This window comes from Streptococcus sp. GMD5S (assembly GCF_000298715.2).
Taxonomy (GTDB): Bacteria; Bacillota; Bacilli; order Lactobacillales; family Streptococcaceae; genus Streptococcus.
The window spans coordinates 1-25031 of the sequence record NZ_AJRG02000010.1 but is presented as its reverse complement, the minus strand read 5'-3'; the positions used below and the strand labels follow the sequence as shown (position 1 = coordinate 25031).

The following is a 25031-nucleotide window of genomic DNA, read 5'->3' as shown; positions in this document are numbered from 1 at the left end:
TCTCCTCTTTTAAATATAGTCCAGAATATTGACTTCAACAGCTCCATCGTTTCCTGTTGGAGTTGTTTTCGTATTAAATGTTACTTGATGCGTTTGACTCAATTCCTTAAGAGCTACCTTGTCCTCTTCACCTAGGAAGATAGAGCGTGTCACCTGCTCTTTACCAGGGGCATTGTGAATGTTCCCGATATTGATTTCTTTGATAGGGACACCACCTTCTACCAAGGTTAAAGCATCTTTTACATCCTTCACAACGATAAAAATTGTTTGAGCAGGGTTAGCCTTGTGAATGATATCAATCACCTTTTGTAAAGGGAAGAAACGCATAGCAACTGAGTCTGGCACAACTGTTTTCATCAGAGTTTGTTGCATCTTGTCCGTGCTCACTTCGTCATTGGCGACAATGACCGTATTACAACCTAAGTATTTTACCCAAAGTTGTCCTTGCCCGTGAATCAACCGTTCATCGATACGGGTCATAATAATATTTGGCGTTGTCATATTTCTCCTCCTACCAATATAGGTTCCAGTCTTTGTAGAAACGGATAAGCGCTTCTAGGTAATAGTAGTCACCCCAGATATTGCCTTCATCCACTCCTTTACCTGAATGCCATGAGTACACACCGTGGAGGAGACTTGTCCCACCAGGGGTAAATTGATCATTTGCATAATGTTCGATCAAGGAACGAAGCATGGCATGCATAGCATGTTTATAAATATCTTTGTCAGCATCCACCTCTGGGAGATGTTTTAACATTTCATGAATCCCACAGACGGCGATAGCTGTTGCTGAAGAATCTCGTGATTGATCACTACCATCATTAAAAATCAAATCCCAATAAGAAACATGATCTTTTGGCAGACGATTCAAGAAATAATTGGTTACACCCTTAAACAAGTCAAAGCAGGACTCGTCTTTCAGATAACGATAAGTCAAAGGAATACCATAGACTCCCCATGATTGACCACGTGCCCAGCATGAATCATCACTATACCCTTGTCTCGTTACACCTTTAAGGGGTTGACCTGTCTCAGGATCAAAATAGAAGGTGTGGAAGGACGAAGCGTCATCACGGATTACATTATTAGCTGAAGCATAGAAATGACTTTCTGCAATATCGTAGTATTTTTGATTGCCTGTTTCTTGATAAGCAAAGAACAAGAGTTGAATATTGAGCAAGCAGTCGATAATCAAACGGTAATGTTCTTTTTTGCCCAAGTCTCCCCAAGCCTGAATGAAGCCACCTTTTTCTTGATAGCGTTCAATCAACTTATTTGCAGCTTTCAAGGCTGCTTCTCTAGCCTCTCCATCTCCATCTCCATTTATCTTATATTCAGCCATACAAGACGGTGTGTACAAGAAACCGAGATCATGGTGATCCAACTCTACTCTCTTATTGACACGCTCCAGAAAAGAAAGAACATTTTTATGTGCCATGTTTTTAAATGCATCCTGTTGACTGTATTCATAAGCCAACCACAGTTCTCCCGTCCAGAAACCATTGGTCCATTCTGTGTTATCCATAATTGGATAGACATTATCAAAGGTAGCTGGTGTGGGGAAATCTTCCTTGAAATAGTCAAGGTTGAGTTCTAACTGCCTAATAACCTTTTCAATTGCCTGACCGACTTCTTCTTTCGTCAGAAGTGGTACTTCTAAGAAGCGCTCAGGCGATTTTATTTCTTCAATCGTAATCTTTTTTATCATTCTTTAATCCTTTAAATACCTGATTCGAAATCTTCTTCCTCTGCCTCTACATCAGTTGAAAACAATTCTTTACCATTTACGACTCCGCCCTGGGCCGCCGCTACTGATTTATTAACAACCTCATCAAAGCTATGAGCCATTCTAGCAAAGACTGCTTCCATTAACATGGCTAAGTTCAAACCCGAGAGAACATTCATTGTTTTGGCTGGATTTTCTCCCATTATAGTAGAAGAAACCTTGAATGGCGATCCTCCCAAGAGGTCACTTAGGATTAAAACTTCTTCTTCATTTGAAATTGCAAGTAAGATTTTTTGCTTGAGTTCATCTGCTGACATTCCTTCCACAAAGTCAATCGCCTCCACATTTTCTTGATTGCCTGCAATCAATTGTAAAGAACTATAAATCCCTGTGGCAAAATGTCCATGCCCTACAAGTACAATTTTCATCTTTTCTCCTTCCTTGTTTGAGTTTACCGGTTTACTTTACATTTTCCATTGTAACCCTTTATTTTTATCTTGTCAATAGTTTTTTTAAAAAAATATTAGCGCTTTCATTGTTTATTTAACCATTACAATAGACAGAAATTTCAAAATCTTCCGTTTTTTTAGGAAAACAAAGATTTTTAGAAATAAAAATATTTAATTATTGACAAAACCGGTTTACTAGAATATAATTTGGTTATAGAGAAGTCTTAACAAATTTGAAAGGAAGTATCAAATGACAAATACATCATTCTCAATTGAGCAGTTTTCTTTAAAAGGGAAAATTGCTCTCATCACCGGCGCTTCTTATGGAATTGGATTTGCTATTGCCAAATCCTACGCTGAAGCCGGCGCTACTATTGTCTTTAACGATATCAATCAAGACCTAGTCAATAAAGGGATTGAAGCTTATCGTGAAGTTGGCATCGAAGCCCATGGATATGTCTGTGACGTGACAGACGAGGACGGTATCCAAGCCATGGTCAAGCAAATCGAACAAGAGGTTGGTGTCATTGACATCCTCGTTAATAACGCTGGTATTATCCGCCGCGTTCCAATGTGCGAAATGAGCGCCGCTGATTTCCGTAAGGTCATCGATATTGACTTAAACGCACCATTTATCGTTTCAAAGGCAGTTATTCCTTCTATGATAAAGAAAGGGCATGGAAAGATTATCAATATTTGTTCGATGATGAGCGAACTGGGACGTGAAACAGTTAGCGCTTATGCTGCCGCTAAAGGGGGCTTGAAAATGTTGACCCGCAACATTGCATCCGAATACGGTGGAGCCAATATCCAATGTAACGGAATTGGACCGGGTTATATTGCCACTCCTCAAACAGCACCTCTTCGTGAGTTGCAAGAAGATGGTTCTCGCCACCCATTTGACCAGTTCATCATTGCAAAAACACCTGCTGCACGTTGGGGAAATCCTGAAGATTTGATGGGCCCTGCTGTCTTTCTCGCTAGTGATGCCAGCAATTTTGTCAATGGCCACATCCTATATGTAGATGGCGGTATCTTAGCCTACATCGGAAAACAACCTGAGTAAAAATAGAAAGAAGATCTTATGAAAATCGCATTAATCAATGAAAATAGTCAAGCTAGCAAGAATCACATTATTTACGATAGTCTGAAAGAAGCAACAGATAAAAAAGGCTACCAATTATTTAACTATGGTATGCGTGGAGAAGAAGGTGAAAATCCATTAACATACGTACAAAACGGCCTAATGGCTGCCATCCTTTTAAATACAAAGGCAGTTGACTTTGTTGTTACCGGCTGTGGTACAGGTGTAGGGGCTATGCTTGCTTTAAACAGCTTCCCTGGTGTTGTCTGTGGTCTAGCAGTGGACCCAACTGACGCTTACCTTTATTCTCAAATCAATGGTGGTAACGCCTTGTCTATCCCTTATGCCAAAGGATTTGGCTGGGGGGCAGAACTGACCCTCAAATTGATGTTTGAACGCTTATTTGCTGAAGAAATGGGCGGTGGCTACCCAAGAGAACGTGTAATCCCTGAACAACGCAACGCTCGTATCTTAAACGAGGTGAAACAAATCACCCACAATGATTTGATAACCATCCTTAAAACAATCGACCAAGACTTCCTCAAAGACACCATCTCTGGCAAATACTTCCAAGAATACTTCTTTGAAAACTGCCAAGATGATGAAGTCGCTGCTTATTTGAAAGAAGTATTAGCCAAGTAAAGCTATTCTAAACCAGAAAGGAACTAATGGATGACGAAAATCTTACTGTTTGGCGAACCATTAATTCGAATCTCACCATTAGATGCCACCAGTATCGGCGATCATGTTGCCAGTTCGACTTATTTTGGCGGATCAGAAATTAATATCGCTTGTAATTTGCAAGCCCTGGGTATCTCAACGAAAGTCTTTACCGCACTCCCTGCCAACGAGATTGGAGATCGTTTTATTACATTCTTGAAACAGCACCAAATCGATACCAGTTCAATCTATCGGCTTGGCGATCGAATCGGCCTCTACTATTTGGAGAACGGCTTTGGTTGTCGTCAAAGTGAAGTTTTCTACGATCGTAAGCATACGAGTATCAGCCAGATTCGGCCAAACATGCTAGATATGGATTCTCTCTTTCAGGGGATTAGCCATTTTCATTTTAGTGGAATCACCGTAGCTATCGGTCAAGAGGTTCGTACGCTCCTTCTCCTACTCTTGGAAGAAGCCAAGCGCCGAGGGATTATCGTTTCAATGGATCTCAATCTGAGAACAAAGATGATTTCAGTCCTAGAAGCCAAGTATGAATTTTCTAAGTTTGCTCGTTTCGCTGATTATTGCTTTGGTATTGATCCTCTCATGATTGATGACCAAAATCTAGAGATGTTCCCAAGAGACAGAGCTAGCCTAAAAGAGGTGGAAAATCGCATGCAACTTTTAAAAAAAACCTATGGTTTCAAGGCCATTTTCCATACCCTCCGCTCTAGTGATGAGCAAGACAAAAATGTCTATCAAGCCTATGCTCTGGGAGAACGATTTGAAGAGTCTGTCCAACTAAAAACTGCAGTCTATCAACGAGTTGGTAGCGGGGATGCCTTTATCTCTGGTGCCCTTTACCAACTACTCCATCATTCCTCCCTAAAAACTAGCATTGACTTTGCAGTTGCCAGCGCAACTCTCAAATGTACTCTTCCAGGAGACCATCTCTCCACTCCCGCAGCTAGTATTGAAAAATTACTGGAAAATGCACAAGATATCATTCGTTAGGAGAATTACATGACCAAATCAGATACGATTATTGAACTAAAAAAACAAAAAATTGTCGCTGTCATTCGAGGAAATACAAAGGAAGAAGGACTACAAGCCTCGATTGCTTGTATCAAGGGCGGTATCAAAGCTATTGAAATTGCCTATACCAATCAGTATGCAGGGCAAATCATCAAGGAACTTGTAGACTTGTATCAGGACGATCAGAGTGTTTGTATCGGTGCAGGTACTGTGCTTGATGCCGTAACTGCTAGAGATGCCATTCTAGCCGGAGCAAATTACGTTGTTTCTCCATCTTTCCATGCTGAAACTGCAAAAATGTGCAATCTTTACAGCACACCGTACATTCCAGGCTGTATTACCCTCACAGAGATAACGACTGCACTTGAAGCCGGTAGTGAAATCATCAAACTCTTCCCAGGTAGTGCTCTCAGTCCATCATATATCTCTGCAGTCAAGGCGCCAATCCCACAAGTTTCCGTAATGGTAACCGGAGGAGTCGGCCTAAATAACATTCCTCAATGGTTCGCTGCTGGTGCAGACGCCGTTGGAATTGGTGGCGAACTCAATAAACTCGCTTCCCAAGGCGACTTTGACCGCATCAGCGAGATTGCCCAACAGTATGTTACACTCAGATAAAATGAAGTGAAAAAGGATAAGTGTTAACTTATCCTTTTTTAAAAGAAAAATCCGAAGATGTTTGACCTTCTTCGGATTTTTTCTATTTTCCACAGTTTCATGTGATTCATCTAGATGATGAACAAATCAGTTGTTCTTTCCTCTGCGGAACAGATAAACCGCCCCAAGTAGCAAGAGCCCTAGACTTGCCAAGATTGACTGACCTTCTCCTGTATGAGGGAGATTCTTTTGATCCGAATGGTTCTTTTCTTCTTCTGATTTTTCCTTTTCTTTTGAATCCTGAGTTTGTGGCTGAGCTGCTTGTTCTAACTTTTTAAAGACTTCCTGATCTGGCGCTGATTCCTGGGTTTCAGGATTGTAGTAGGCAACCTTATAGTCATCCCCTTCTTTTCGAATAGTATAGACTCCACGTTTCAAGACTTGGAATTGGTTGGAAATAGTAGAGACAGAATCATCATATTTCACAATGCCCCAAACTCCTTGTTTGGCATCATAAACAGACTGAAGGGTCTCATTGTTATCGATGAGGCTACTTTCTAACTCTTTTACCATTTGATTGAAGGTGGCACGATCCACGTTAGGGATGAGCATATAGCCATAAGAATCTCCATTTTGCTTATGAGCCTGACTAATCGTAAGAAATTCATTTTCGACTTCCTTGTCTGACTGTCCTTCATTGATATCCTTCCAAGATCCCTTTTGGACAGCCTTACTCATACTGATTGAACTCTTCTTAAAGAAAAAGTAACCAATATTCTTTTTCGAATTGGACGATTCTAAAAAGACACTTTGGGTTTCAGGATAATCCTTTTCTTGTTCTGGGAGGGAGGCTTCTTTATCATTGACATAGACTTTATATGGATCACTTGATTCCAGTTTTCTCTGGTCAATTGTAGTTGCAGCAGTATCTGTTGAAGTGTTCTGGATATTGCTTCCTAAAAAGGCAATCTTATCCTTCAGCATAAACCAGCTCTTATGAGCAGTCAATGTTTGATTCCAGTTAGTGAAATCCATGGTTGCTGTCGCATTGGCCTCATCTAGTTTGCTCGTTCCAACGAAAGCAGACGGTAGAACTTTACCTGTATCACTATCCAATCTCTTAGCATCCGTCTCTGTCGTACCAGGCATCTTATAGGGATTAACTGTTGGCCAGTAGCCATCGCTATAGTGACTCAAATCACCATTATAGAGATAGAACATCCCATCACTTGTATACCAACCACGTTTGTTTTCCTTGTTCATGTGTTCGTAATTCAAGGTACGACTGGAAAAGAGTGATAAGCCAAATCCAAACCCTTTCTCTGCATTGTACATAGCTGTTTTATCCATCTTGTTAAAGGCAGATAGGTAACTTGTTCTTGGAGTACTTGCGACTCCAGCATCGCTTAACAAGGATTGCATCAAACTGATATCCTTATAAGTCTTCAAATTCTTAAAGACATCATAATAACTATCTGATTGAACAATGGTCTTCACAAGACTCTGCAACCGTTGTTTGGTTTCTCCTTCAGACATATCCGCTATCCGGTGAATCCCTCTTAGTACTTCTACTGCGGCCACATGCCCCTCGCTATTTGCACGACTGATAGAGCGGCCACGACTCATATCCATCAGCTCTCCATTCACTAGCAAAGGAGCAAACGATTTATCAATCCAGTGGTACATGGTTTGCATTTTATCTTTATCGATTGGGCTCTTGGTCTTTTGAATAACTGGCAACAGTTGAGACAGGCCATCAATCAAGACATTTCCATAAGCACCCGTATAGGCAACATTGGTGTGGTCGATATAAGATCCATCCTGATAAAAACCTTCGCCTTGGTCTACCAACTTAAACACTTGCTCAATCGAACGAATGGTAGAAGAAATTTCTTGGTCATCCTTGCGCAGTAAACCAGCTATTACTTTTACCCTTCCCATATCCACTAAGTTTCCACCTAGGGCCTTAAATGGGTTATCAGTCGTCTTTCGGAAATGTTCGGGATCTGGCACAAATTTTTCAATCACATCTGTATATTTTTTTATTTCCTCATCTGAGAAGTATTCTTTCATCAGAGACAAGGTATTGTTGATGGCACGAGGTGTACCGATTTCATAATCCCACCAGTTCCCAACAATGCTCTTTTCACTATTGTAGACATGTTTATTCATCCATTCCATGGAATCCCTAACTGTTCGAATGACGGTTTCATCTTGATAATAACGAGAAGAAGGATTGGTCACTTGCTTGGCCATCTCCTCTAATTTCCGATAAGTGGCAGTCAGATTCGCAGACGTTTTATAATTTGAAAATTTTTCCCACAAATAGGTGCGGTCCGCCTGACTTGAAATACTGGATAGGCTATCAGCTACCTTTCCTTCCAGCTCCTGGTTTAACTTGGCCATCTGTTCATTTTTAGAATCATAGTATTGATTCCCAGCGATGATGCCATTCCAGTCATCCAAACGGTCTGTGTATGCATCCTTAACAGAGGCTAGAATCTTCAAAGGAATCTTTTTCACTTCCTTGCCATCTTTACTGATAATGACATTGGTTGTCCCTTCCTTAAGAGGTTCTAAAATTCCATTTTTGACTGAAGCAACGTCAGGATTTTCTACCTTATAAGTATAGTCCGCAAGAGCAAAGACATGTTTTTTCCCAATTGGTAAATCAATCTTTTCCTCAAGCTGTTTATCTGTTTGAGAATCCTCAGAAGGCTGGTCTGCTACCTCTACCAGCTCAATATCCTTAAAGGAAACAGTCCCTGTTCCCGTTTCATAGAATAACTCCAGCTTGATTTTATCAACATCTAAAGTCGGGCTATAGTCTGCTTCAATAGTCTGCCAGTCCTTTGTTCCCGACATTGTTGCAGAATTCCACAATTGCTTGTCCTTACCACTTTCCTCAATGATGCGAACCTTAGCAATCCCCACTTTATTATCTGTTTTAATCTTGAAACGCAGTTTATACTTTTTCTTAGCTTCAATAGGGACTATACGGTGAACTACTGCCCTTAGTTTCTCAGAACTTGAGATAGTGACAGCCCCATCCTTGGCTTCAATGACTCGAGTTGAGGCACCTGAAGAACTATTCTTCTGGTCTACCCAAGCTGACCACCCCTTAGCTTTGCTTCCTGTCCAAGGACTGCTTCCGTTCTCCGTCTGACTAAAATCACCATTTTCAACTAAATTTTTGGTATCCCTTTGCTGATACTGAACTTCCTTCTGGCTTTGCTGAATGGTATTCGTAGTCGTTTCTTCCGCTCCAACTGTCATATAATGGTTTAATAAAAATCCCGATAAAACAAGTGAAGACAAACTCACAATGAGCTTCTTTGTTTTTGTTTGCATGTGTACACTCCAATAAACATATTGTAAAATCAATAGGAACTAAATCTCAAATTAGAGATTTATAGCAACTGAGTAAACCGGTTTAATTAAATCATATCATTTTTAAAGTTATTTGTAAACGGTTTCTATCATATTGAGGGCTTATTCTTCAACAATATCTCCCATCCAACTCGACGAAAAGGGTAAAAACTGTTACAATGTAGAAAAAGAAAAGAGGCCCTCATGACCAGTGTATATGATTTTTCCGCTCTGAACCAAAACAACCAAGCAACTCCCCTGGAGAGCTATCGTGGCAAGGTTCTCTTGATTGTCAACACTGCTACAGGATGTGGTTTAACGCCCCAGTACCAGGGACTTCAAGAACTCTATGAACGCTATCAAGATCAGGGCTTTGAAATCCTAGATTTCCCTTGCAATCAGTTCATGGGACAAGCACCCGGCAGCGCAGAGGAAATCAATAGCTTCTGCAGTCTACACTACCAGACCACTTTCCCTCGCTTTGCCAAGATCAAAGTCAACGGCAAGGAGGCAGATCCTCTTTATGTTTGGCTAAAAGACCAGAAGTCTGGCCCGCTAGGAAAACGAATCGAATGGAATTTTGCTAAGTTTCTCATTGGCCGAGATGGGCAAGTCCTTGAGCGCTTCTCTTCCAAAACAGACCCCCAAACCATCCAAGAGTCTCTCCAAAAAATACTCTAATTTCTTTTTAAAACGTATCCTTTCATTTAGTTTGATCCCTGAAGGGTGCGTTTTTTCTTTAAAAAGTAACTGATTTTCTTTAATTTATATTTATTTTTTTGCTTTTTGCTATTGCAATTCTTTCATTAATTTAGTATATTTGTTATATTAAAAGTTTTCAGTCATTTTAAGGGAGAAATGACCTTTTAAATTTTTTTATCTTAAAATGAAAGCGCTTTATAAACAGGAGGTAAGGTGGCTTACAAATTATCAGAGAGTTTTTTCATTAAATCAAGTTGTAACCAAGTCAGACTTGGGCTTGGGCAGTAGCTGACTGCCTTTCTAAAAACTAGGAGTATATTATGAATCGATACCTTTTTGAAAAAGGGCAAACATTTAGCATTCGGAAGTTGACTGTAGGTGTGGCGTCTGTTATCGTCGGACTGGCATTTTTTGCTTCTGGAACCGTGCGTGCAGACGAAACGTCTCCTGCCACAACATCCAATTTAGATCAGCAAATGAAACAAGTCGCAGATATAGAAAAGACCAAGGTTGAACCAGTCAAAGAAGAAGGCCGTGTAGAAGCTGAAAAACAAGAAACACCTGTTGCCGATACCAACAGTGCTGACTTGCTCCCTGAAGACATTCAGGACCGTGCCTATCCCGACACACCTGTCAAAGAACTCGATACGACTACTATCGTTGACCAAAAAGCTAGTCCAAAAGTAGAAACTAAGAGCATTCTAAAGGACAAGGAAGAAGCTCCAAAAGAAGCTGAGAACGGAAATCGTGCCATCATTAACGGTGGACAAGACCTCAAACACATCAACTACGAGGGACAACCTGCTACTGCTGCTACTATGGTTTACAGCACTTACAACGCAGGGGAACAACGCTACCTCGTTTCAGGCTCAGGTATCTTTGTAGCACCTAACCTGATCCTTACCGTTGCTCATAACTTCCTAGAAGCCAATAAAGAAACTAGCGAAGGTCACATTCGTGGTGGAAAATCTGCCCAGTTTTACTATAACGTTGGTTCAAACAGCGAAAAGAAAAACTCACTGCCATCTTCTGGGACTACGGTTTTATTCAGAGAAAAAGACATACATTTCTGGAACAAGAAAGAGTTTGGAAAAGGCTATAAGAATGACCTTGCTCTTGTAGAAGCTCCTATTCCTCTTCCGATTGCTAGTCCAAACAAAGCAGCAACCTTTGCGCCTTTAGCGGAGCACAAGACACATCAGCCGGGAGAAGCCATCAGTACGATTGGCTACCCAACTGACTCGAGCTCCAAAGAACTGAAACAACCTATCCTAGCTGGTCAGCTTTACAAGGCAGATGGGACCATCCGATCTGTTGAGTCCTATGATGATAAGGGAACAACCGGTATTACCTACAAAACCACTTCTGTATCTGGTTTGTCTGGTGGCGGGATTGTCGATAGCCAAGGAAAAGTTCTGGGGGTTCACCAACACGGAACCGTTGACAATGGTGTGGCTGAAAAGGATCGCTTTGGTGGCGGACTCGTCCTTTCACCTGAACAACTGAAATGGGTGAAGGACATGATTGCCAAGTATGGTGTGAAAGGCTGGTACCAAGGTGATAACGGAAATCGTTACTACTTTACCGATGAAGGACGTATGCTTCGGAACGAAACAGCTGTTATCGGAAGCAACGAATATTCCTTCAACCAAGATGGGATTGCTACCTTGACCAAGGGAGTTGAATACGGTCGTGTGGTTATTCAACACGAAGACGAAGAAGGAAATCCTGTCAAAGATAATGACACCTTTATCGAACAGACAGCTGTTGATTCGCCATTTGACTATAATTTCAAAAAAGAAATTGAGAAGACGGACTTCTATCAGAAGAATAAAGACAAATACGAAATTGTATCCATTGATGGCGTAGCAGTTAATAAACAGCTAAAAGATACTTGGACTGAAGATTACAATGTTGTCAGCAAAGCGCCTGCCGGTACACGTGTCATCAAGGTGGTCTATAAAGTCAACAAAGGCTCCTTCAAAGTTTACTACCGTCAAAAAGGAACCACTACTGAACTAGCGGAAGCGACAGTTGATAACAATGAAGGTCAAGAGTATGACGTTTCCTTTGTCAACACCTTCCATGCAAAAGACATTGCTGGCTACCGTCCAGTCAAAACCAGCCTGGAAGCAAGGATCCAGCATAAAGGTGTGAATGAGGTCGTCTTTGAATACGAGCCAGTCGCTGATACAGCCAATCCAACGACACCGACTCCACCAGTCGCTCATCCAGAAGATAAAGAAACCGAGATTGGCAATCATGGACCTCTTCCAAGCAAGGCTCAACTCGATTACCACAAGGAAGAATTGGCAGCCTTCATCCACTATGGAATGAACACTTATACCAATTCTGAATGGGGAAATGGGAAAGAAGACCCCCGGTACTTCAATCCAACCAACTTGGATACTGACCAGTGGATTCGTACTCTGAAGGAAACGGGCTTCAAACGAACTATTATGGTTGTTAAACACCACGACGGATTCGTTGCTTACCCATCTAAATACACCAACCATACCGTAGCTGCTAGCCCATGGAAAGATGGTAAGGGTGACCTTCTCGAAGAAGTTTCCAAGTCCGCTAGCAAGTATGACATGAATATGGGTGTTTACTTGTCACCATGGGATGCTAATCATCCAAAATACCATGTTGCAACCGAAAAAGAATACAACCAATACTATCTCAACCAGCTGAAAGAAATCCTTGGTAATCCGAAATACGGTAACAAAGGGAAATTTATCGAGGTTTGGATGGACGGTGCACGTGGTAGCGGTGCCCAAAAAGTAACCTATACCTTCGATGAATGGTTCAAATACATCAAAGAAGCCGAAGGAGATATCGCCATCTTCTCTGCTCAACCGACAAGCGTTCGCTGGATCGGAAATGAACGGGGTATCGCAGGTGACCCTGTCTGGCATAAAGTTAAACGGGCCAACATCACAGACGATGTGAAAAACGAATACCTCAACCATGGTGACCCAGATGGTGATATGTACTCTGTAGGGGAAGCTGACGTTTCGATCCGTTCGGGCTGGTTCTATCATGACAACCAACAGCCGAAATCACTCAAAGAGTTGATGGATATCTACTTCAAGTCTGTTGGTCGTGGAACCCCACTCCTTCTCAATATTCCACCAAATAAAGAAGGAAAATTTGCAGATGCAGATGTGGCTCGCTTGAAGGAATTCAAAGCAACCCTAGATCAAATGTATGCGACTGACTTTGCCAAAGGCGCAACTGTAACAGCAAGTTCTACTCGTCAAAACCACCTCTACAAAGAAAGCCACCTCACAGACGGTAAAGATGACACCAGCTGGGCCCTCTCAAATGATGCCACAACCGGTAGCTTTACAGTCGATTTGGGGCAAAAGAGACGCTTTGACGTCGTTGAACTCAAGGAAGATATCGCCAAAGGTCAACGTATCTCTGGTTTCAAGATTGAAGTTGAAATCAACGGACGTTGGGTGACATACGGCGAAGGTTCGACCGTTGGTTACCGTCGCTTGGTTCAAGGCAAGCCTGTAGAGGCACAAAAAATCCGTGTAACCATCACCGGTGCTCAAGCAACTCCAATCTTGACCAACTTCTCTGTCTACAAGACACCAAGCAGCATTGAAAAGACAGATGGCTACCCTCTTGGACTTGAATACCACTCAAACACAACAGCGGATACAGCCGGAACAACTTGGTACAATGAATCTGAAGGTGTTCGTGGCACTTCTATGTGGACCAATCAAAAAGATGCCAAAGTAAGCTATACCTTTACAGGAACCAAGGCCTATGTCGTCTCTACAGTCGACCCAGGTCATGGAGAAATGTCCGTCTACGTTGATGGTCAAAAGGTTGCCGATGTCCAAACTAAGAATGCTAGTCGTAAACGCAGCCAAAAAGTCTTTGAGACAGGCGATTTAGCACCTGGTCAACACACTATTACCCTTATAAATAAAACAGGCGAACCAATTGCTACAGAAGGGATCTACACCCTAAACAATGATAGCAAGGGAATGTTTGAACTCGAGTCTACTAACTACGAAGTCGAAAAAGGAAAACCAGTCACTGTTAAGATTAAGCGTGTTGGTGGAAGCAAGGGGACTGCTACTGTGCGCTTCATCACAGAACCTGGAACTGGGGTTCACGGTAAAGTTTACCAAGATACAACTCAAGATGTGACCTTTAAAGATGGAGAAACAGAAAAGACTGTTACCATCCCAACGATTGACTTTACAGAACAGGCCGACTCTGTCTTTGACTTCAAAGCCAAGCTCACTTCTGTCACTGATGGTGCCCTGCTCGGTTTCGCTACAGATGCAACCATCCAAGTGATGAAAGCTGAATTGCTGGTCAAGGACCAAACAAGTTATGATGACCAAGCTAGTCAGTTGGATTACAGTCCTGGCTGGCACCATGAAACCAATTCGGCAGACAAATACCAAAAGACGGAGTCTTGGGCTTCCTTTGGTCGCTTAACTGATGAGCAAAAGAAAAAGACAACTGTCACAGCCTACTTCTACGGTACCGGACTTGATATCAAAGGCTATATCGATCCAAATCATGGTATCTACAAAGTCTTCCTAGACGGCAAAGAAGTTCCTTACCAAGATGGAATGGGAAATGCTTCAACTATTGACGGTAAGAAATACTTTAGCGGTCGTGCAGCCCAACGCCAAGGCAATCAAACTCTGGTTAGCTTAAAAGGTCTGGACGAAAACTTGCACGCAGTCACCCTTCAACTAGATCCTGATCGAAACGATTTGTCTCAAAATATCGGTATTCAGGTAGACCAATTTATCACTCGTGGCGAAGGTAGCGAACTCTACAGCAAGGCAGATATCATCCAGTCTATCTCAAAATGGAAAGATGATCTGTCCAACTTTGATTCAGCAGGCTTGAAAAATACGGCTACTGCACGCCAAGCTTTCCAAGCAAATCTAGAAAAATTAAGAAACCAACTCAGTGCTGATGCAGTGGATGTTCAAGAAGTCATGTTGACAGTCAGCGCCCTACAAGATATCCTATCCAAGGATGAGAACTATCAAAGAGGTCAAGAGGAGCCTAGTCCAGAGCAACCGGAACAGCCAGAAGAACCTGAGAAACCTGACCAGCCTGAGCAACCAGCTGAACCAAAACAACCGGAAATTGAGTACGATAAGGCTATGGACAGCTTGGCAAAAGCTATCGAGAAAAAAGTCGCTGAGCTTGGATCCAACAAGGAAGCTAAGAAGAAATTATTAGCAATTGCTGACCAAGCCATTGCTGCAATCCAAGAAGCCAAAACTCAGGAAGCAGTCAATAAAGCGCTAGAAACTGCTCTCGAACAAATCAACAAACTCGAAGCGGCTCAGCCTGAGAAACCTGCTGAACCGGAAAAGCCAGCTCAACCAGAAACTCCAGTTCAACCTGAGAAACCTGCTGAGCCTGAAAAACCAACTCAACCTGAGAATCCAGTTCAACCTGAGAAACCTGGCCAGCCTGAACAACCAGCTGAACCAAAACAACCGGAAATTGAGTACGATAAGGCTATGGACAGCTTGACAAAAGCTATCAAGAAAAAAGTCGCTGAACTTGGATCCAACAATGAAGCTAAGAAGCAATTGTTAGCCATTGCTGACCAAGCCATTGCTGCAATCCAAGAAGCTAAAACTCAGGAAGCAGTCAATCAAGCGCTAAAAACTGCTCTCGAACAAATCAGCAAGCTCGAAGCAGCTCAGCCTGAGAAACCTGCTGAACCTGAAAAACCAGTTCAGCCTGAAAATCCGACTCAACCTGAGAAACCGGCTCAGCCTGAAAATCCAGTTCAGCCTGAGAAACCAGCTCAGCCTGAAAAACCAACTCAACCGGAAACTCCGGCTCAGCCTGAAAAGCCAGCTCAACCGGAACAACCAACTCAACCGGAAACTCCAGCGCAACCGGAAAAACCGGCTCAGCCTGAAAAGCCGACTCAACCGGAAACTCCAGCGCAACCTGAAAAACCGGCTCAACCGGAAACTCCAGCGCAACCTGAAAAACCGGCTCAACCTGAAAAACCTGCTCAGCCTGAAAATCCGACTCAACCGGAAACTCCAGCGCAACCTGAGAAACCAATTACTTCTTCAAGTCCTGAGGAAGGGGTTAAAGACCTTGTCTTTACACTTCCAAGCTTGGAAATCGTCAATAAGGTCGTACCATTCAAGACTATTCGTCGCGAAAACCCACAATTAGACAAAGGAAAAGAGCAAGTTCTATCAGAAGGAAAAGACGGTCTCTTAGTCGAGTATGTTGAAGTGGACGGTGACAATCGCAAGGTTCTCCAAACAGAAGCAACACCAGCTCAAGATCGAGTGATTGAGGTAGGTAGCAAACAAAGCTCAGTTGGAACAGAGGCGCCACCAGTTGTGACTCTTCCTGAGTATGTTCTACCAAGAGAGACTGAAAAACCTGCGCCAGTCGTAACAGATAATTCATCATCAAAAGATGAAAAAGCTCCTGTTACAGCTACAGTCAAAGAAGACAAGGAAAGACTACTCCCTGCAACTGGGGAACAAGAAGCAAGTGCCTTCCTCTTCTTGGCAGCCATTACTTCTATCTTGTCTCTCCTCATCTTCCAAAAGAATTTCAAAGACTAATAACCCTCTTTGATTGATTCTTTTCCATTATTTCAGTTCCCCCGTTGAGAAGACCATTTGGTCTTCTCTTTTTCTATCTGTAAAATTAAAAAACATCCACAAATATACATGGATATTTTGGTATGACTCTGTAAAGTAAGATGATCATTGAAGATAGCTGTTCTCAAATCAAACCACGTTTTCAAATAAACGCTCATCCAAAAAAGAGAGTCCCTCTTGTCTTATCTCATCAGAACTACGATCATAAGTTTCTGCAAGAACTCCACAGATAAAAGATGGTGTTTCGAATTCCAATACCATGAGATTTTCTGACGCTCACCAGCCATCTTTCCTAAATCAGACTTCCCTCTCCCACACCTAGTCACTGACTACTATTTTTGAGTCCAGCATATGCATAGGTTCGATTTCTGGGACACTCTTTTTCCGTCACCACCCTAAAATAAAAGCGATGCTCCCGCCCATCCTTGGCGTTTTCCTTGTTTAAAACAAAGTAGTTTTTCTGATTCATCGCCATAGTGCGTAGGATGTCATCGATCAAAAAAGTCAGTGGTACATTCATAGCAGAGTATTTTTGAAAATCCTCTTCAAAGCGGATATAACTATCTGAAAAATAATCCATCTGCAGTTTGTTTTCATACAAGTCTTTTCTAGTCATACACTCCCCCCTCCCACAGTCGAATTTCTAGGACATCTACTACCTCTACCAGCCTATAGCCCTCATTGGTCCTAATAGATAGAGTTTGAGGTGATAATTCGCTTACCTCACCAATGATCGTGGTTTTCTGCTTCTTTTCCTTGACCACAAAGCATCCCTTCAGTTGCCCGACATAAAGTTGCGAAAGCAAGAGTAACTTCTCAACGGGATTCAGACTCGTCGAGAAAGCTACCCGATTTTTCTCTTCACCGAGTGAACTAGTATGCTCTGAGAGGAAAAAGCCCATCCACTTCTGCATCCCTGGATCTTGATAGTCACGCGCAGATTGAAAGGGTAAATAAGAACGATCAATCATTTTAAACCATCTAATCCTCCAGCAGAATGCCCCCCAATCAGCTTGCTTCTGGCAAGACTCCTAGAGGCTTCTTCCAGTGCATTGGCCTTTAAGAGGGAGGTAAAACCAAATTGTTCCCGAATGGCATCAATAGCCGTCTGGAGCCTTTCTTCTTTTTCTAACTTGTCAACATCATCAAAGAGGGAGATCAAGCCAAAGGACTCGTCCACAAATCCTGAATAGTTGACTCCGACACTTCTGACCGCTCCAGAAGTGTATTTGTTATGAAATAGCTTCAAAACGTGGTCTGTTAAAATAGCTGTATTATTGGTCGGTTCGACCTTCATTTGTGTGTGAATAGACGGCCTGACCTCCTGCTTAGAGAAACCAACATAGATAGAGACAAGGGTTGTTTTCTTGCCCGCCCTTCTCAGCCTAATAGCCACCTGCTCCGCCATTTCTCGGAGAATAATTTCAATATCCCGTAGCTTCACGTAGTCTCTCGGCAAGATTTGAGAATTTCCTAACCCTTGGGACTTGGCTTTATAGGGCCTGTGAACATTGCTCTCATCAATCCCGTTAGCATGAAACCACAAACGCAGGCCAGTCTGACCCAGAGCCTTCTGTAGCTGGTCTGGGTTGCTTGTAGCTAATTCTCTGATGGAAAAAATCCCCAGAGCATGCAAACGTTTCTCCATCCGCCTGCCAATCCCCCAAAAGTCCGTCATCTTGGGAATGGCCCAAACCTTCTCTTCCACATCCTGGTAAGACCAGTTGGCCCTCATGGTCGGAGTGTGCTTGGCCTCATTATCCAGGGCCAACTTGGCCAGTAAGGGATTGGCATTGGACATACCCACCGTAGAGTAGATCCCTGTCTGCCTCCAAATATCCCTCTGGATGCGGGCAGAAAGCAGATCCAGCTTGTCTTTGCGAGAAATCTGCCTGTCTGGGATGAAATAGTTGAGCGAACTAGTCAGATCAATAAAGCCCTCATCGATAGAGTAGGGATAAATATCATCTGGACTGCCATAATTTTGAAAGATTCGCTGGATTTCCATATTGACTGCGATGTACTCGTCCATCCGAGGAGGGACAATCAAGGTGACTTGGGCCCAATCTTCGATGTAGCGAACATAGTCTGAGTCAGTAGGCAAGCCTTGCTTTCGAGCGTTGCAATAAGAAAATTTGCGCGTTTTGATATCAAAAGGTAGATCATAGGCCCGGCCAACATTGGACTTGCCAAAAATCTTCTTGAACATGGGAGAGGAAGCTAGGATAAGACCAGTAGAATTATCCGCGCGACTCATGACACAAAGCGAGGTCTTCAGCGGATGCAAGCCTCTTTTCACACACTCAACACTGGCATAAAAAGATTTCATATCGACAAAGGCAATGTCACTTTTGGGCTCTCTGGAATAATCAAAGTAGCCCATAGGCTAGCCCTCCATCGGCACAAAGTTTCCAACAATAATCCCCACAATCCGAGGATCTTCCTCATAGGAGATGAAAATATCCTTGTATTTAGGATTGATAGAGACCAAACGCAAGCCATCTTCCTCACGATAAACCCGTTTGATATAGGTCTGGTTGTTGCAAACCACTGCATAAACCGCCCCATCATAATCAAATCCTGTTTCCCGAATCAGAGCCACAGAACCATTTTGATATTTAGGTTCCATAGAGTCCCCAGACACCCAGGATGCAAAATCATGGGCCAACTCCTCGTTAAAGTAGACCGTATCAAAATTCTGATCATCGTAGACCGAAGCCCCGATCCCTGCTGACATACGTTCATAGACACGGTACTCGTAGAGGCGCTCTGGCATGGTCGCCACCTTCTGAGTTTGTTCTTCTTGAGCTAGGTTGCGAGCATAAAGCACAACCTTGTCCTTCCCTTGCTTGGAGAGGCTATTGTAAAGACGAACAATCTCAATCTGAGTAAAATACCCTTTTGCTACCTTTAAAATCTTCTCCAGCTGAGCAACCTTCTCCTTGGATGGTTCCTTAATTCCACGTTCCCAAGCCGAGTAAGCCTGAAAGCTGATCCCTAATTCCTCTGCAATTTCCTTCTGTGTCAATTTTAACTCTTTCCTCCGAGTCTTGAGTTTTTCTGGCTGATACATACTTCACCCCCTAGTGTGATGTTTTATTGAGAATATCTCTCTTAGAAAAACAAATCGACGGTTGAGCTTACATCTCTAAACTCAACCAATATGGTTTAGTTTTATTATATAAAAAAAGTGGACGATTGTCCACTGGGAAAATCAAATTTTAACAGACACAACTGGAAATTATGAACAAAAAACTGGACTAGCCCTAGCAACTCCTACTCTAATTTTTGCAACAGCTTTACAACTTGCCGATTATCAATCCTCACATAATATACACCACTATCACTGACAAGTTTATCCTCTTCATACTTAGCAATCTTTACAGCATAAAGACCTCTTGGTAGGGATTGGTTGGCAAAAAATTCCTTCATGAGCCTTTCAAGATCTTTTAGATAGTCATCATACAAGAGATCTCTTTTTTCCTTCGGAACGAAATATTGAAATTCAAATGTCGGTATAAAAATCTCTTTTTGGAAAAGATATTGAGCATCCATTGGATACATCCCTTGCAGAGCTTGGCCCTTGCTTTGATTTTCCTCCAATATTTCATTATAAAGATAGATATTATCAGATTGGTTATTAAATTCAAAACCAATACCTTGATACTTCAAATCAGGAAGTTTAGGATCTTTGATTGAACTGTCCAGTGTTTTTAAAAACTCGCTGGTGCCTGGACTAACCTCAATCCCTAAATAGGCTAATTCTGGGAAAACATCATAAATTTTTTTACCATTTTTGTAATCAACCTCTGCATCTGTCTTTCCATATGTTTCACTTTTCGAAAAGCGAGTATAGTATTTAAATCGAGTTTTAGCCTGATAGGTTTTTCCAGCTATATTTTCACTGTAGGTACCGTGGATTATAAATCCTCCCACGCTTGTATAGTTTTTCTCGTATTTTTCTAACTCAAACTGTCCTGTAAGACCGTAGTTTTGATAAGAACGATGCACAGCTTGCTCAAGCTCAGTTCGACTTGCATGGGCAAACAGCCCCCACATATCCATTAGAGAAAAAATCGGACTGAACACTGTGAAGATTACCATTGGGATCACTATGGATAAGCAACCTATTAATAGCCAATTTCTTTTCTTGGCCTTTCCTTCAGATTTTTTAGCAGTTTTCTGTTTCCTTTTTAAGATTAGAATGAGCAAACCCAAAAGCACTAATACTAATAAAACCAATCTACACTCTCCTTTTACTTTTGACAGTTGTTAACAGGTGTATAGGAGGCTGACAGAAATACTCTTCTCACCTACTAACTTATCCTGAAATCCATAAACTCGTCTGAAACGAGGAGCAACCCTTGTCTCATTATACCACATGAACCATACTGTGAGAAGATGAGAAATACAAAAGAAAACCACCTGAAATAAATTCAGGTGATTTGTGTAATTATGGAAAATCGTTATATTGACTCTCTGCGATTTCAACCATTTTTCTACGATTGTGGCGTTCCTTGGAATCTTTTCCGCCTTGGATATAACGTTCTTTGCGTTCTGCACGTGTTTCAGGTGCTTTCGTATACATATTATCACCGATAGACTGAGCCATACTCGCATCTACACTTCGAAAAGCCTCACCAACTGCTCCTAGAAACTCATCCAAAGAACTAATTGTTGTCACCATCTCCGAAGATAATTTTTTAAGTTCATCAGTCGCATTTTGAATTTGTTCTGTCGCAGAGGAGTCTATCAGATCATAGGCATTATTCTGCAATTCTGCACTCATATCTTTAAAAGCTCCATTCACTCGGCTTAGGTTATCCGAATCAATTTTTTTTTGATTGTTACTCATTTAGAACCTCTTATTCTCCTTTGTCAACCAATATTCGGCGTTGCTTGTTTAGTTCGCGGTCTTTGGCAACATCGTAATACAAGTCAAACTCTTCTTTGGTATTGACTGAATGCTCTTGACCATCCTTACTGAGTTCGGCTGGAATCGTCAATCCTTCGTAAAGATTCGTATTTGCTGGGACAAAAAGCTGATACAAATCAAGAAACTGTGGAACATCTCCGTAAACCTTATCATAATCATACTTAGAATCAATCAAAAGGAAAAACTGTGAATCTTGCTTACTTAATAATTGATAAACTTTAGGCGCAGCTGTCTCCAAAACACTTCCCTTCAATACATCTTGATGAAAGGAAAGTTGATTTTGGCGAAGACTATCATAGTAAGTTTGTAAGATAGTCATCTCTATCAATTTCTCTTTTGAAGAACCTAGATCTACCGACGGAGTTTCAGGATACTGTTGTACTTTTGTGTCTTCCCAATCAATTTGCTTGGTTTCTAAATTTAACCATAACTGCTTTCTCTTAGTAATATACCAATCTGGATTATGAACAGCTATAGGGAGATAATCTTTCCCATTTATTTCTACAATAGCACCTATTGATACTGGAAAATAATTTTCATTGTAGTCTCCTACCAACTGATAGAGGTCTACTTTCGATTCCTCCAATCGTCTATCCCGTATTCGATAGATAGAAAGAGTAAAGTATCCGTCAGATTCATCTTGGGGTCGATTCCTAGCTAAGTTACCAGATTGTACTTTAATATTTAATCGAGTAATATACCTTTGATTAGAAGCGCCATTAGTTCTTGCAAAGCTATCTCCAAAAAGAGGATTATATTTTTGAAATAGTCTATCTTCGTCAGGGTTTAATGACTTCCAATGCACGGCCACTCCCCTGCCATCTTCTAAAAATTCATAAGAATCAATTTCCCATTTTCCTGTATAGTAATCCATATTTTCATATTTTTGGCGTTCTTGCTTGGCCTGCTCTGATTGTTGATAGCTATGATAGCCCCATAGAAGCAGAACACCCAACAGGACAGATCCGACTATTAGTAGTACTTTCTTCATTTCTCTCCCCCTTATTTGCCATATTTCTGTTCGAAATACTCTTGAAAATCTGTGAACGAGTCACCCCCCATAACTTTTTCAACAATAAAAGGAATTGTTTGAATCTGTTCTGGAGTCATATTTTCAATCGTAAGGCCTTCACCATTTGTATGCTCTCCCAAAAGGAAATTTTTCATAGCTAGATCTTTATCAAAGTATTTGTTAATTATTCTATAAGCTCTATCTCTCGAACCCACTTTCTCAAAGTAGCCCATGACACCTTTCTGGTTTAATTCTTGTACCCGTTGGTAAGCTCCATAATCCGCATAAATACTAGAGAATTGTGCAACTGTATCGGTAGCTGATCCTGCCACTTCATGTTCTAATTGCCAGCCCCCTTGACCAACCAAAACATTATAAATATTATTTTGCTCATTCTTTGTTTTGGCTTTAAACTCTGCCACCTTACTTTGTAGCTTAAAGAAGCCTGCTAACACCTCATTGGCAGACTTGCCACCATAATTACCTATTTTTTTAATAAAGGCATTCGCTCTTCCAGAAGTCATCTCATCCAGCATCTCATGTGTATTTTTAATTGAGTCTGTTGCATGTAACTGTGATAAAGAATCTGCAACACTAAAAGTCGCCGCAGCTGCTGGACCACCAATATAGGTTAAAATCGTTTTTATTCCTTCTTTTACGATAGTTTCTTGGAACTCAGCATCCGCTTTCTCATGTTCTTTTTTGATTTTATAAAGTTCAGCCTCATATTTACCAGCCAAAGCTCCGTCAATTCCTTTTTCATGGTGTGATGTATAAGTTTCAAGAGTAGTTTTGGCTGGAACACTAAGCTCATCATAGTCTGGAACCGTCTTAGAACCATAGTGATATATGGACTTTTTACTTTCTTTAACATGTAATTCCCATTCAGGGTTTTCCGTATCATTTAATTTAATAAAGATTTCTTTTCGAGTATATCGAAGTTTTGCATTTGGATCAAAAGGATCATCGTTCCTAAATTGTACACCTGAATTCCCTTCTACTTTTGTTCCAATTTTCAAGATTCGAACCGCAGTCAATAAACCTGATAAATCATTCATCTGACTTAATTTTGTATGATGCTTTTCCATTGTTGCAGCGTCATGCTCGGGATCTTGCTCGTAAGCATACATTTCAGCTATCTGTATTTGTTTGGATATATGTTGCTGTTTATCTAACCTTTCTGAAAAGACATTAACCTTGGATTGATCCGTTTTCCCCATCGCATCTAACAAACGATTTATCTTCTGAGTCCCAATCTCACTTCTATCCATCCAAATAGTCAATTCTTCTGCCAGATTCATGTAGCCCCCATCAGAAATTTTCTCTGGGTCATTCTCCATTATCTTGTCTACATCTTCTAATTTTCCAGAAAGAATCGCTTGCAAGACTTGGGCATCTTCCTTTGTAGTGATTCTAGAAAGATAAACCATATTTGACTCTGTTAGAGTATTATTTTTTATAGCATCAATAATCGTCTGAACTGGTAATGTCGTTACAGTTCTTGCGTTCTGTGTAATCTTTGTCAAGGATTCAAAGGTAGTTGATACCCCTGAAACGCCTGAAGATAGGCTATCATGCGCAGATATAATGCCGCTATGCGTTTCCTTACGTGCTTTGATTTCATCTGCAATATAAGCGTCTGCTTTGGCATCAAAATCTCCCAAATTAGAGTCTCCATCACCCATTGCTTCGATTGCTTCATCAAACAAAGCTACCATTTCATCCTTAACGATACTGATTAGATTACGCTGAGGGGTTCTAAGGGACTCTGTAAGTGTATTAATCGCATCTTCATCAGTATGGGCATGACTGGAAAATCCTAAACCTTTAATCTCCCCAGTAAATGTAAAGACATGCTGCCCATAAGTTCGTATCGCCTCTGGTGTCTGTGAAAAAACAGACTTCTGAATCTCATTCAAACGTTTAAAGAAGGCATTAATGGCAGCCGCTTTTTCCCCTTCTAGATTAGTATTGAACTCACGCATTGTATCGCTTGAGACTTCTTCAAATTTTCCAGCAAATCGGTGAATACTCGTCCCGTAATCTTCTAAACCTGAAATATTTTTTACTTTTACTGTCATCTATCCCTCCTCTATGATGCTAGAGCTGCATTTAATGCATTTCTAGCATTCCTTTCAATATTCTGAGCAGTTAACAAATCCGACTCCAAATTCTGAATCTTCGTACTTAATAACGCGAGTATTTCTCTTTTCTTCGTTAAAATGATTTGCCTCAAAGAATTCAAATCTTCTTTTTCCTGATTTTTTTCGTCATCGTATTTCTCACCCAAGATATTTTCAGAAAGTGTAACAACATAATCAATCTCTGTTGATTTCTTTTTCAATTTATTTTTAATATATTTTAAATTTGAAACTTCGCCACTCAATCGTGATACTTCTGCGGTCGCTTCATATAAAGCTTGAGATAACCCTACTATTTTTTCATAACTAGCCATAGCTATCCTCCTTTTCTATATCATTAATACTTTCATTTTACTTGCCAACCCATCGGAAACATAGTAATGTTCTTGTTCTATTATACCACATGAGGAATAATGTGAGAAGATGAGAAAAGCAAAAGAAAACCACCTGAAATGAATTCAAGTGGCGAATAGTTAGGGGAGCTCATTATAAACAGAGGCATCGTAGATCTTCTGCTGGATTCGTTTCTTTTCTGTATACTCTTGTGGAGAAACTGTATACATCTCATTAGTTTCAATGGAGCCCGCTAAATCGGTATCCATATTTTTAAAAGCTTCCGCAATCTTGTTCATAAAGCCATCTAATGAGTCTACCGTCTCTACTAAATTTTCCATACATG

The 25031-nt window shown here is 41.2% G+C and carries 19 protein-coding genes and 1 pseudogene; 6 read left to right on the top strand and 14 right to left on the bottom strand.

The genetic code is table 11. The annotated features are described in order from the left end of the window. Positions 1-9: 9 nt before the first annotated feature. From GMD5S_RS0206020 to GMD5S_RS0206010, 3 genes are read right to left on the bottom strand one after another with little or no spacing between them, the layout of a single operon-like run. Positions 10-501, bottom strand: a complete 492-nt coding sequence (locus tag GMD5S_RS0206020; RefSeq protein ID WP_000211086.1) for a PTS sugar transporter subunit IIB — start codon at positions 499-501, stop codon at positions 10-12. Between the two features lie 10 nt (positions 502-511). Beyond that, positions 512-1708 (bottom strand): glycoside hydrolase family 88 protein, encoded by a 1197-nt coding sequence (locus GMD5S_RS0206015; RefSeq protein WP_000592046.1) that lies wholly within the window; start codon positions 1706-1708, stop codon positions 512-514. Positions 1709-1719: 11 nt separating this feature from the next. Then, complete coding sequence (locus GMD5S_RS0206010) at positions 1720-2154, bottom strand: PTS sugar transporter subunit IIA (protein ID WP_000706823.1); 435 nt, start codon at positions 2152-2154, stop codon at positions 1720-1722. 271 nt (positions 2155-2425) lie between these two features. On the opposite strand from GMD5S_RS0206010, the gene GMD5S_RS0206005 reads away from it, so the two are divergent. Genes GMD5S_RS0206005 through GMD5S_RS0205990 form a run of 4 tightly spaced genes read left to right on the top strand, consistent with a single transcriptional unit; the run spans position 2426 to position 5572 of the window. Further along, positions 2426-3241 carry a gluconate 5-dehydrogenase gene (locus GMD5S_RS0206005; protein ID WP_000185874.1) on the top strand — a complete coding sequence of 272 codons (816 nt, stop codon included), beginning with the start codon at positions 2426-2428 and terminating at the stop codon, positions 3239-3241. Positions 3242-3259: 18 nt separating this feature from the next. Further along, on the top strand, positions 3260-3901 hold the full coding sequence (locus GMD5S_RS0206000; protein WP_000684780.1) for an RpiB/LacA/LacB family sugar-phosphate isomerase: 642 nt from the start codon (positions 3260-3262) through the stop codon (positions 3899-3901). A 30-nt stretch (positions 3902-3931) separates the two neighbouring features. Next, positions 3932-4933, top strand: coding sequence for a sugar kinase (locus GMD5S_RS0205995; protein ID WP_000161467.1), 1002 nt, complete (start codon positions 3932-3934; stop codon positions 4931-4933). A gap of 9 nt (positions 4934-4942) precedes the next feature. Then, entirely contained in the window at positions 4943-5572 is a 630-nt protein-coding gene (locus tag GMD5S_RS0205990; protein ID WP_000167290.1) for a bifunctional 4-hydroxy-2-oxoglutarate aldolase/2-dehydro-3-deoxy-phosphogluconate aldolase, read from the top strand. Positions 5573-5698: 126 nt separating this feature from the next. Here GMD5S_RS0205990 and GMD5S_RS0205985 read toward each other — a convergent pair whose 3' ends face one another. After that, positions 5699-8902 (bottom strand): LPXTG-anchored hyaluronate lyase, encoded by a 3204-nt coding sequence (locus GMD5S_RS0205985; RefSeq protein ID WP_001193745.1) that lies wholly within the window; start codon positions 8900-8902, stop codon positions 5699-5701. Between the two features lie 222 nt (positions 8903-9124). On the opposite strand from GMD5S_RS0205985, the gene GMD5S_RS0205980 reads away from it, so the two are divergent. Both GMD5S_RS0205980 and GMD5S_RS0205975 read left to right on the top strand, forming a co-directional pair. Next, complete coding sequence (locus GMD5S_RS0205980; RefSeq protein WP_000205052.1) at positions 9125-9601, top strand: glutathione peroxidase; 477 nt, start codon at positions 9125-9127, stop codon at positions 9599-9601. A gap of 341 nt (positions 9602-9942) precedes the next feature. Then, a complete protein-coding gene (locus GMD5S_RS0205975) occupies positions 9943-16224 on the top strand; it encodes an alpha-L-fucosidase (protein WP_001083124.1) in 6282 nt (2093 codons plus the stop codon). A 361-nt stretch (positions 16225-16585) separates the two neighbouring features. On the opposite strand, the gene GMD5S_RS0205965 is transcribed toward GMD5S_RS0205975, so the two are convergent. The 10 genes and pseudogenes from GMD5S_RS0205965 to GMD5S_RS0205920 all read right to left on the bottom strand — a co-directional run. Beyond that, positions 16586-16879: a DUF5960 family protein gene (locus tag GMD5S_RS0205965; RefSeq protein WP_000196987.1), complete on the bottom strand. Its 294-nt coding sequence runs from the start codon at positions 16877-16879 to the stop codon at positions 16586-16588. Continuing rightward, positions 16872-17234 carry a hypothetical protein gene (locus tag GMD5S_RS0205960; RefSeq protein ID WP_000567207.1) on the bottom strand — a complete coding sequence of 121 codons (363 nt, stop codon included), beginning with the start codon at positions 17232-17234 and terminating at the stop codon, positions 16872-16874. Before GMD5S_RS0205960 ends, GMD5S_RS0205965 begins: the two co-directional genes overlap by 8 nt. Next, a complete protein-coding gene (locus GMD5S_RS0205955; protein ID WP_000540273.1) occupies positions 17231-18646 on the bottom strand; it encodes a Y-family DNA polymerase in 1416 nt (471 codons plus the stop codon). The genes GMD5S_RS0205960 and GMD5S_RS0205955 overlap by 4 nt, the downstream gene beginning before the upstream one ends. 3 nt (positions 18647-18649) lie before the next feature. Continuing rightward, on the bottom strand, positions 18650-19336 hold the full coding sequence (locus tag GMD5S_RS0205950; protein ID WP_000284681.1) for a LexA family transcriptional regulator: 687 nt from the start codon (positions 19334-19336) through the stop codon (positions 18650-18652). A 203-nt stretch (positions 19337-19539) separates the two neighbouring features. After that, positions 19540-20505 carry a hypothetical protein gene (locus tag GMD5S_RS0205945; protein ID WP_000243693.1) on the bottom strand — a complete coding sequence of 322 codons (966 nt, stop codon included), beginning with the start codon at positions 20503-20505 and terminating at the stop codon, positions 19540-19542. 211 nt (positions 20506-20716) lie between these two features. Beyond that, on the bottom strand, positions 20717-21118 hold the full coding sequence (locus GMD5S_RS0205940; RefSeq protein WP_000069808.1) for a hypothetical protein: 402 nt from the start codon (positions 21116-21118) through the stop codon (positions 20717-20719). 10 nt (positions 21119-21128) lie between these two features. Then, the gene (locus GMD5S_RS0205935; protein ID WP_000756875.1) at positions 21129-22190 is read right to left on the bottom strand and encodes a hypothetical protein; all 1062 of its coding nucleotides are present in this window, start codon (positions 22188-22190) and stop codon (positions 21129-21131) included. A gap of 11 nt (positions 22191-22201) precedes the next feature. Then, positions 22202-24292, bottom strand: a complete 2091-nt coding sequence (locus GMD5S_RS0205930; RefSeq protein WP_000216901.1) for a hypothetical protein — start codon at positions 24290-24292, stop codon at positions 22202-22204. Between the two features lie 11 nt (positions 24293-24303). Continuing rightward, complete coding sequence (locus tag GMD5S_RS0205925; protein ID WP_000179342.1) at positions 24304-24666, bottom strand: hypothetical protein; 363 nt, start codon at positions 24664-24666, stop codon at positions 24304-24306. Between the two features lie 159 nt (positions 24667-24825). Next, positions 24826-25031: pseudogene (locus GMD5S_RS0205920) on the bottom strand (hypothetical protein); the annotation flags it as partial.

Excerpts from the sequence above, each read along its gene's own strand:
- GMD5S_RS0206020 (WP_000211086.1), bottom strand. The coding sequence starts at position 501 with ATGACAACGCCAAATATTATTATGACCCGTATCGATGAACGGTTGATT.
- GMD5S_RS0206015 (WP_000592046.1), bottom strand. The coding sequence starts at position 1,708 with ATGATAAAAAAGATTACGATTGAAGAAATAAAATCGCCTGAGCGCTTC.
- GMD5S_RS0206010 (WP_000706823.1), bottom strand. The coding sequence starts at position 2,154 with ATGAAAATTGTACTTGTAGGGCATGGACATTTTGCCACAGGGATTTAT.
- GMD5S_RS0206005 (WP_000185874.1), top strand. The coding sequence starts at position 2,426 with ATGACAAATACATCATTCTCAATTGAGCAGTTTTCTTTAAAAGGGAAA.
- GMD5S_RS0206000 (WP_000684780.1), top strand. The coding sequence starts at position 3,260 with ATGAAAATCGCATTAATCAATGAAAATAGTCAAGCTAGCAAGAATCAC.
- GMD5S_RS0205995 (WP_000161467.1), top strand. The coding sequence starts at position 3,932 with ATGACGAAAATCTTACTGTTTGGCGAACCATTAATTCGAATCTCACCA.
- GMD5S_RS0205990 (WP_000167290.1), top strand. The coding sequence starts at position 4,943 with ATGACCAAATCAGATACGATTATTGAACTAAAAAAACAAAAAATTGTC.
- GMD5S_RS0205985 (WP_001193745.1), bottom strand. The coding sequence starts at position 8,902 with ATGCAAACAAAAACAAAGAAGCTCATTGTGAGTTTGTCTTCACTTGTT.
- GMD5S_RS0205980 (WP_000205052.1), top strand. The coding sequence starts at position 9,125 with ATGACCAGTGTATATGATTTTTCCGCTCTGAACCAAAACAACCAAGCA.
- GMD5S_RS0205975 (WP_001083124.1), top strand. The coding sequence starts at position 9,943 with ATGAATCGATACCTTTTTGAAAAAGGGCAAACATTTAGCATTCGGAAG.
- GMD5S_RS0205965 (WP_000196987.1), bottom strand. The coding sequence starts at position 16,879 with ATGACTAGAAAAGACTTGTATGAAAACAAACTGCAGATGGATTATTTT.
- GMD5S_RS0205960 (WP_000567207.1), bottom strand. The coding sequence starts at position 17,234 with ATGATTGATCGTTCTTATTTACCCTTTCAATCTGCGCGTGACTATCAA.
- GMD5S_RS0205955 (WP_000540273.1), bottom strand. The coding sequence starts at position 18,646 with ATGGGCTACTTTGATTATTCCAGAGAGCCCAAAAGTGACATTGCCTTT.
- GMD5S_RS0205950 (WP_000284681.1), bottom strand. The coding sequence starts at position 19,336 with ATGTATCAGCCAGAAAAACTCAAGACTCGGAGGAAAGAGTTAAAATTG.
- GMD5S_RS0205940 (WP_000069808.1), bottom strand. The coding sequence starts at position 21,118 with ATGAGTAACAATCAAAAAAAAATTGATTCGGATAACCTAAGCCGAGTG.
- GMD5S_RS0205935 (WP_000756875.1), bottom strand. The coding sequence starts at position 22,190 with ATGAAGAAAGTACTACTAATAGTCGGATCTGTCCTGTTGGGTGTTCTG.
- GMD5S_RS0205930 (WP_000216901.1), bottom strand. The coding sequence starts at position 24,292 with ATGACAGTAAAAGTAAAAAATATTTCAGGTTTAGAAGATTACGGGACG.
- GMD5S_RS0205925 (WP_000179342.1), bottom strand. The coding sequence starts at position 24,666 with ATGGCTAGTTATGAAAAAATAGTAGGGTTATCTCAAGCTTTATATGAA.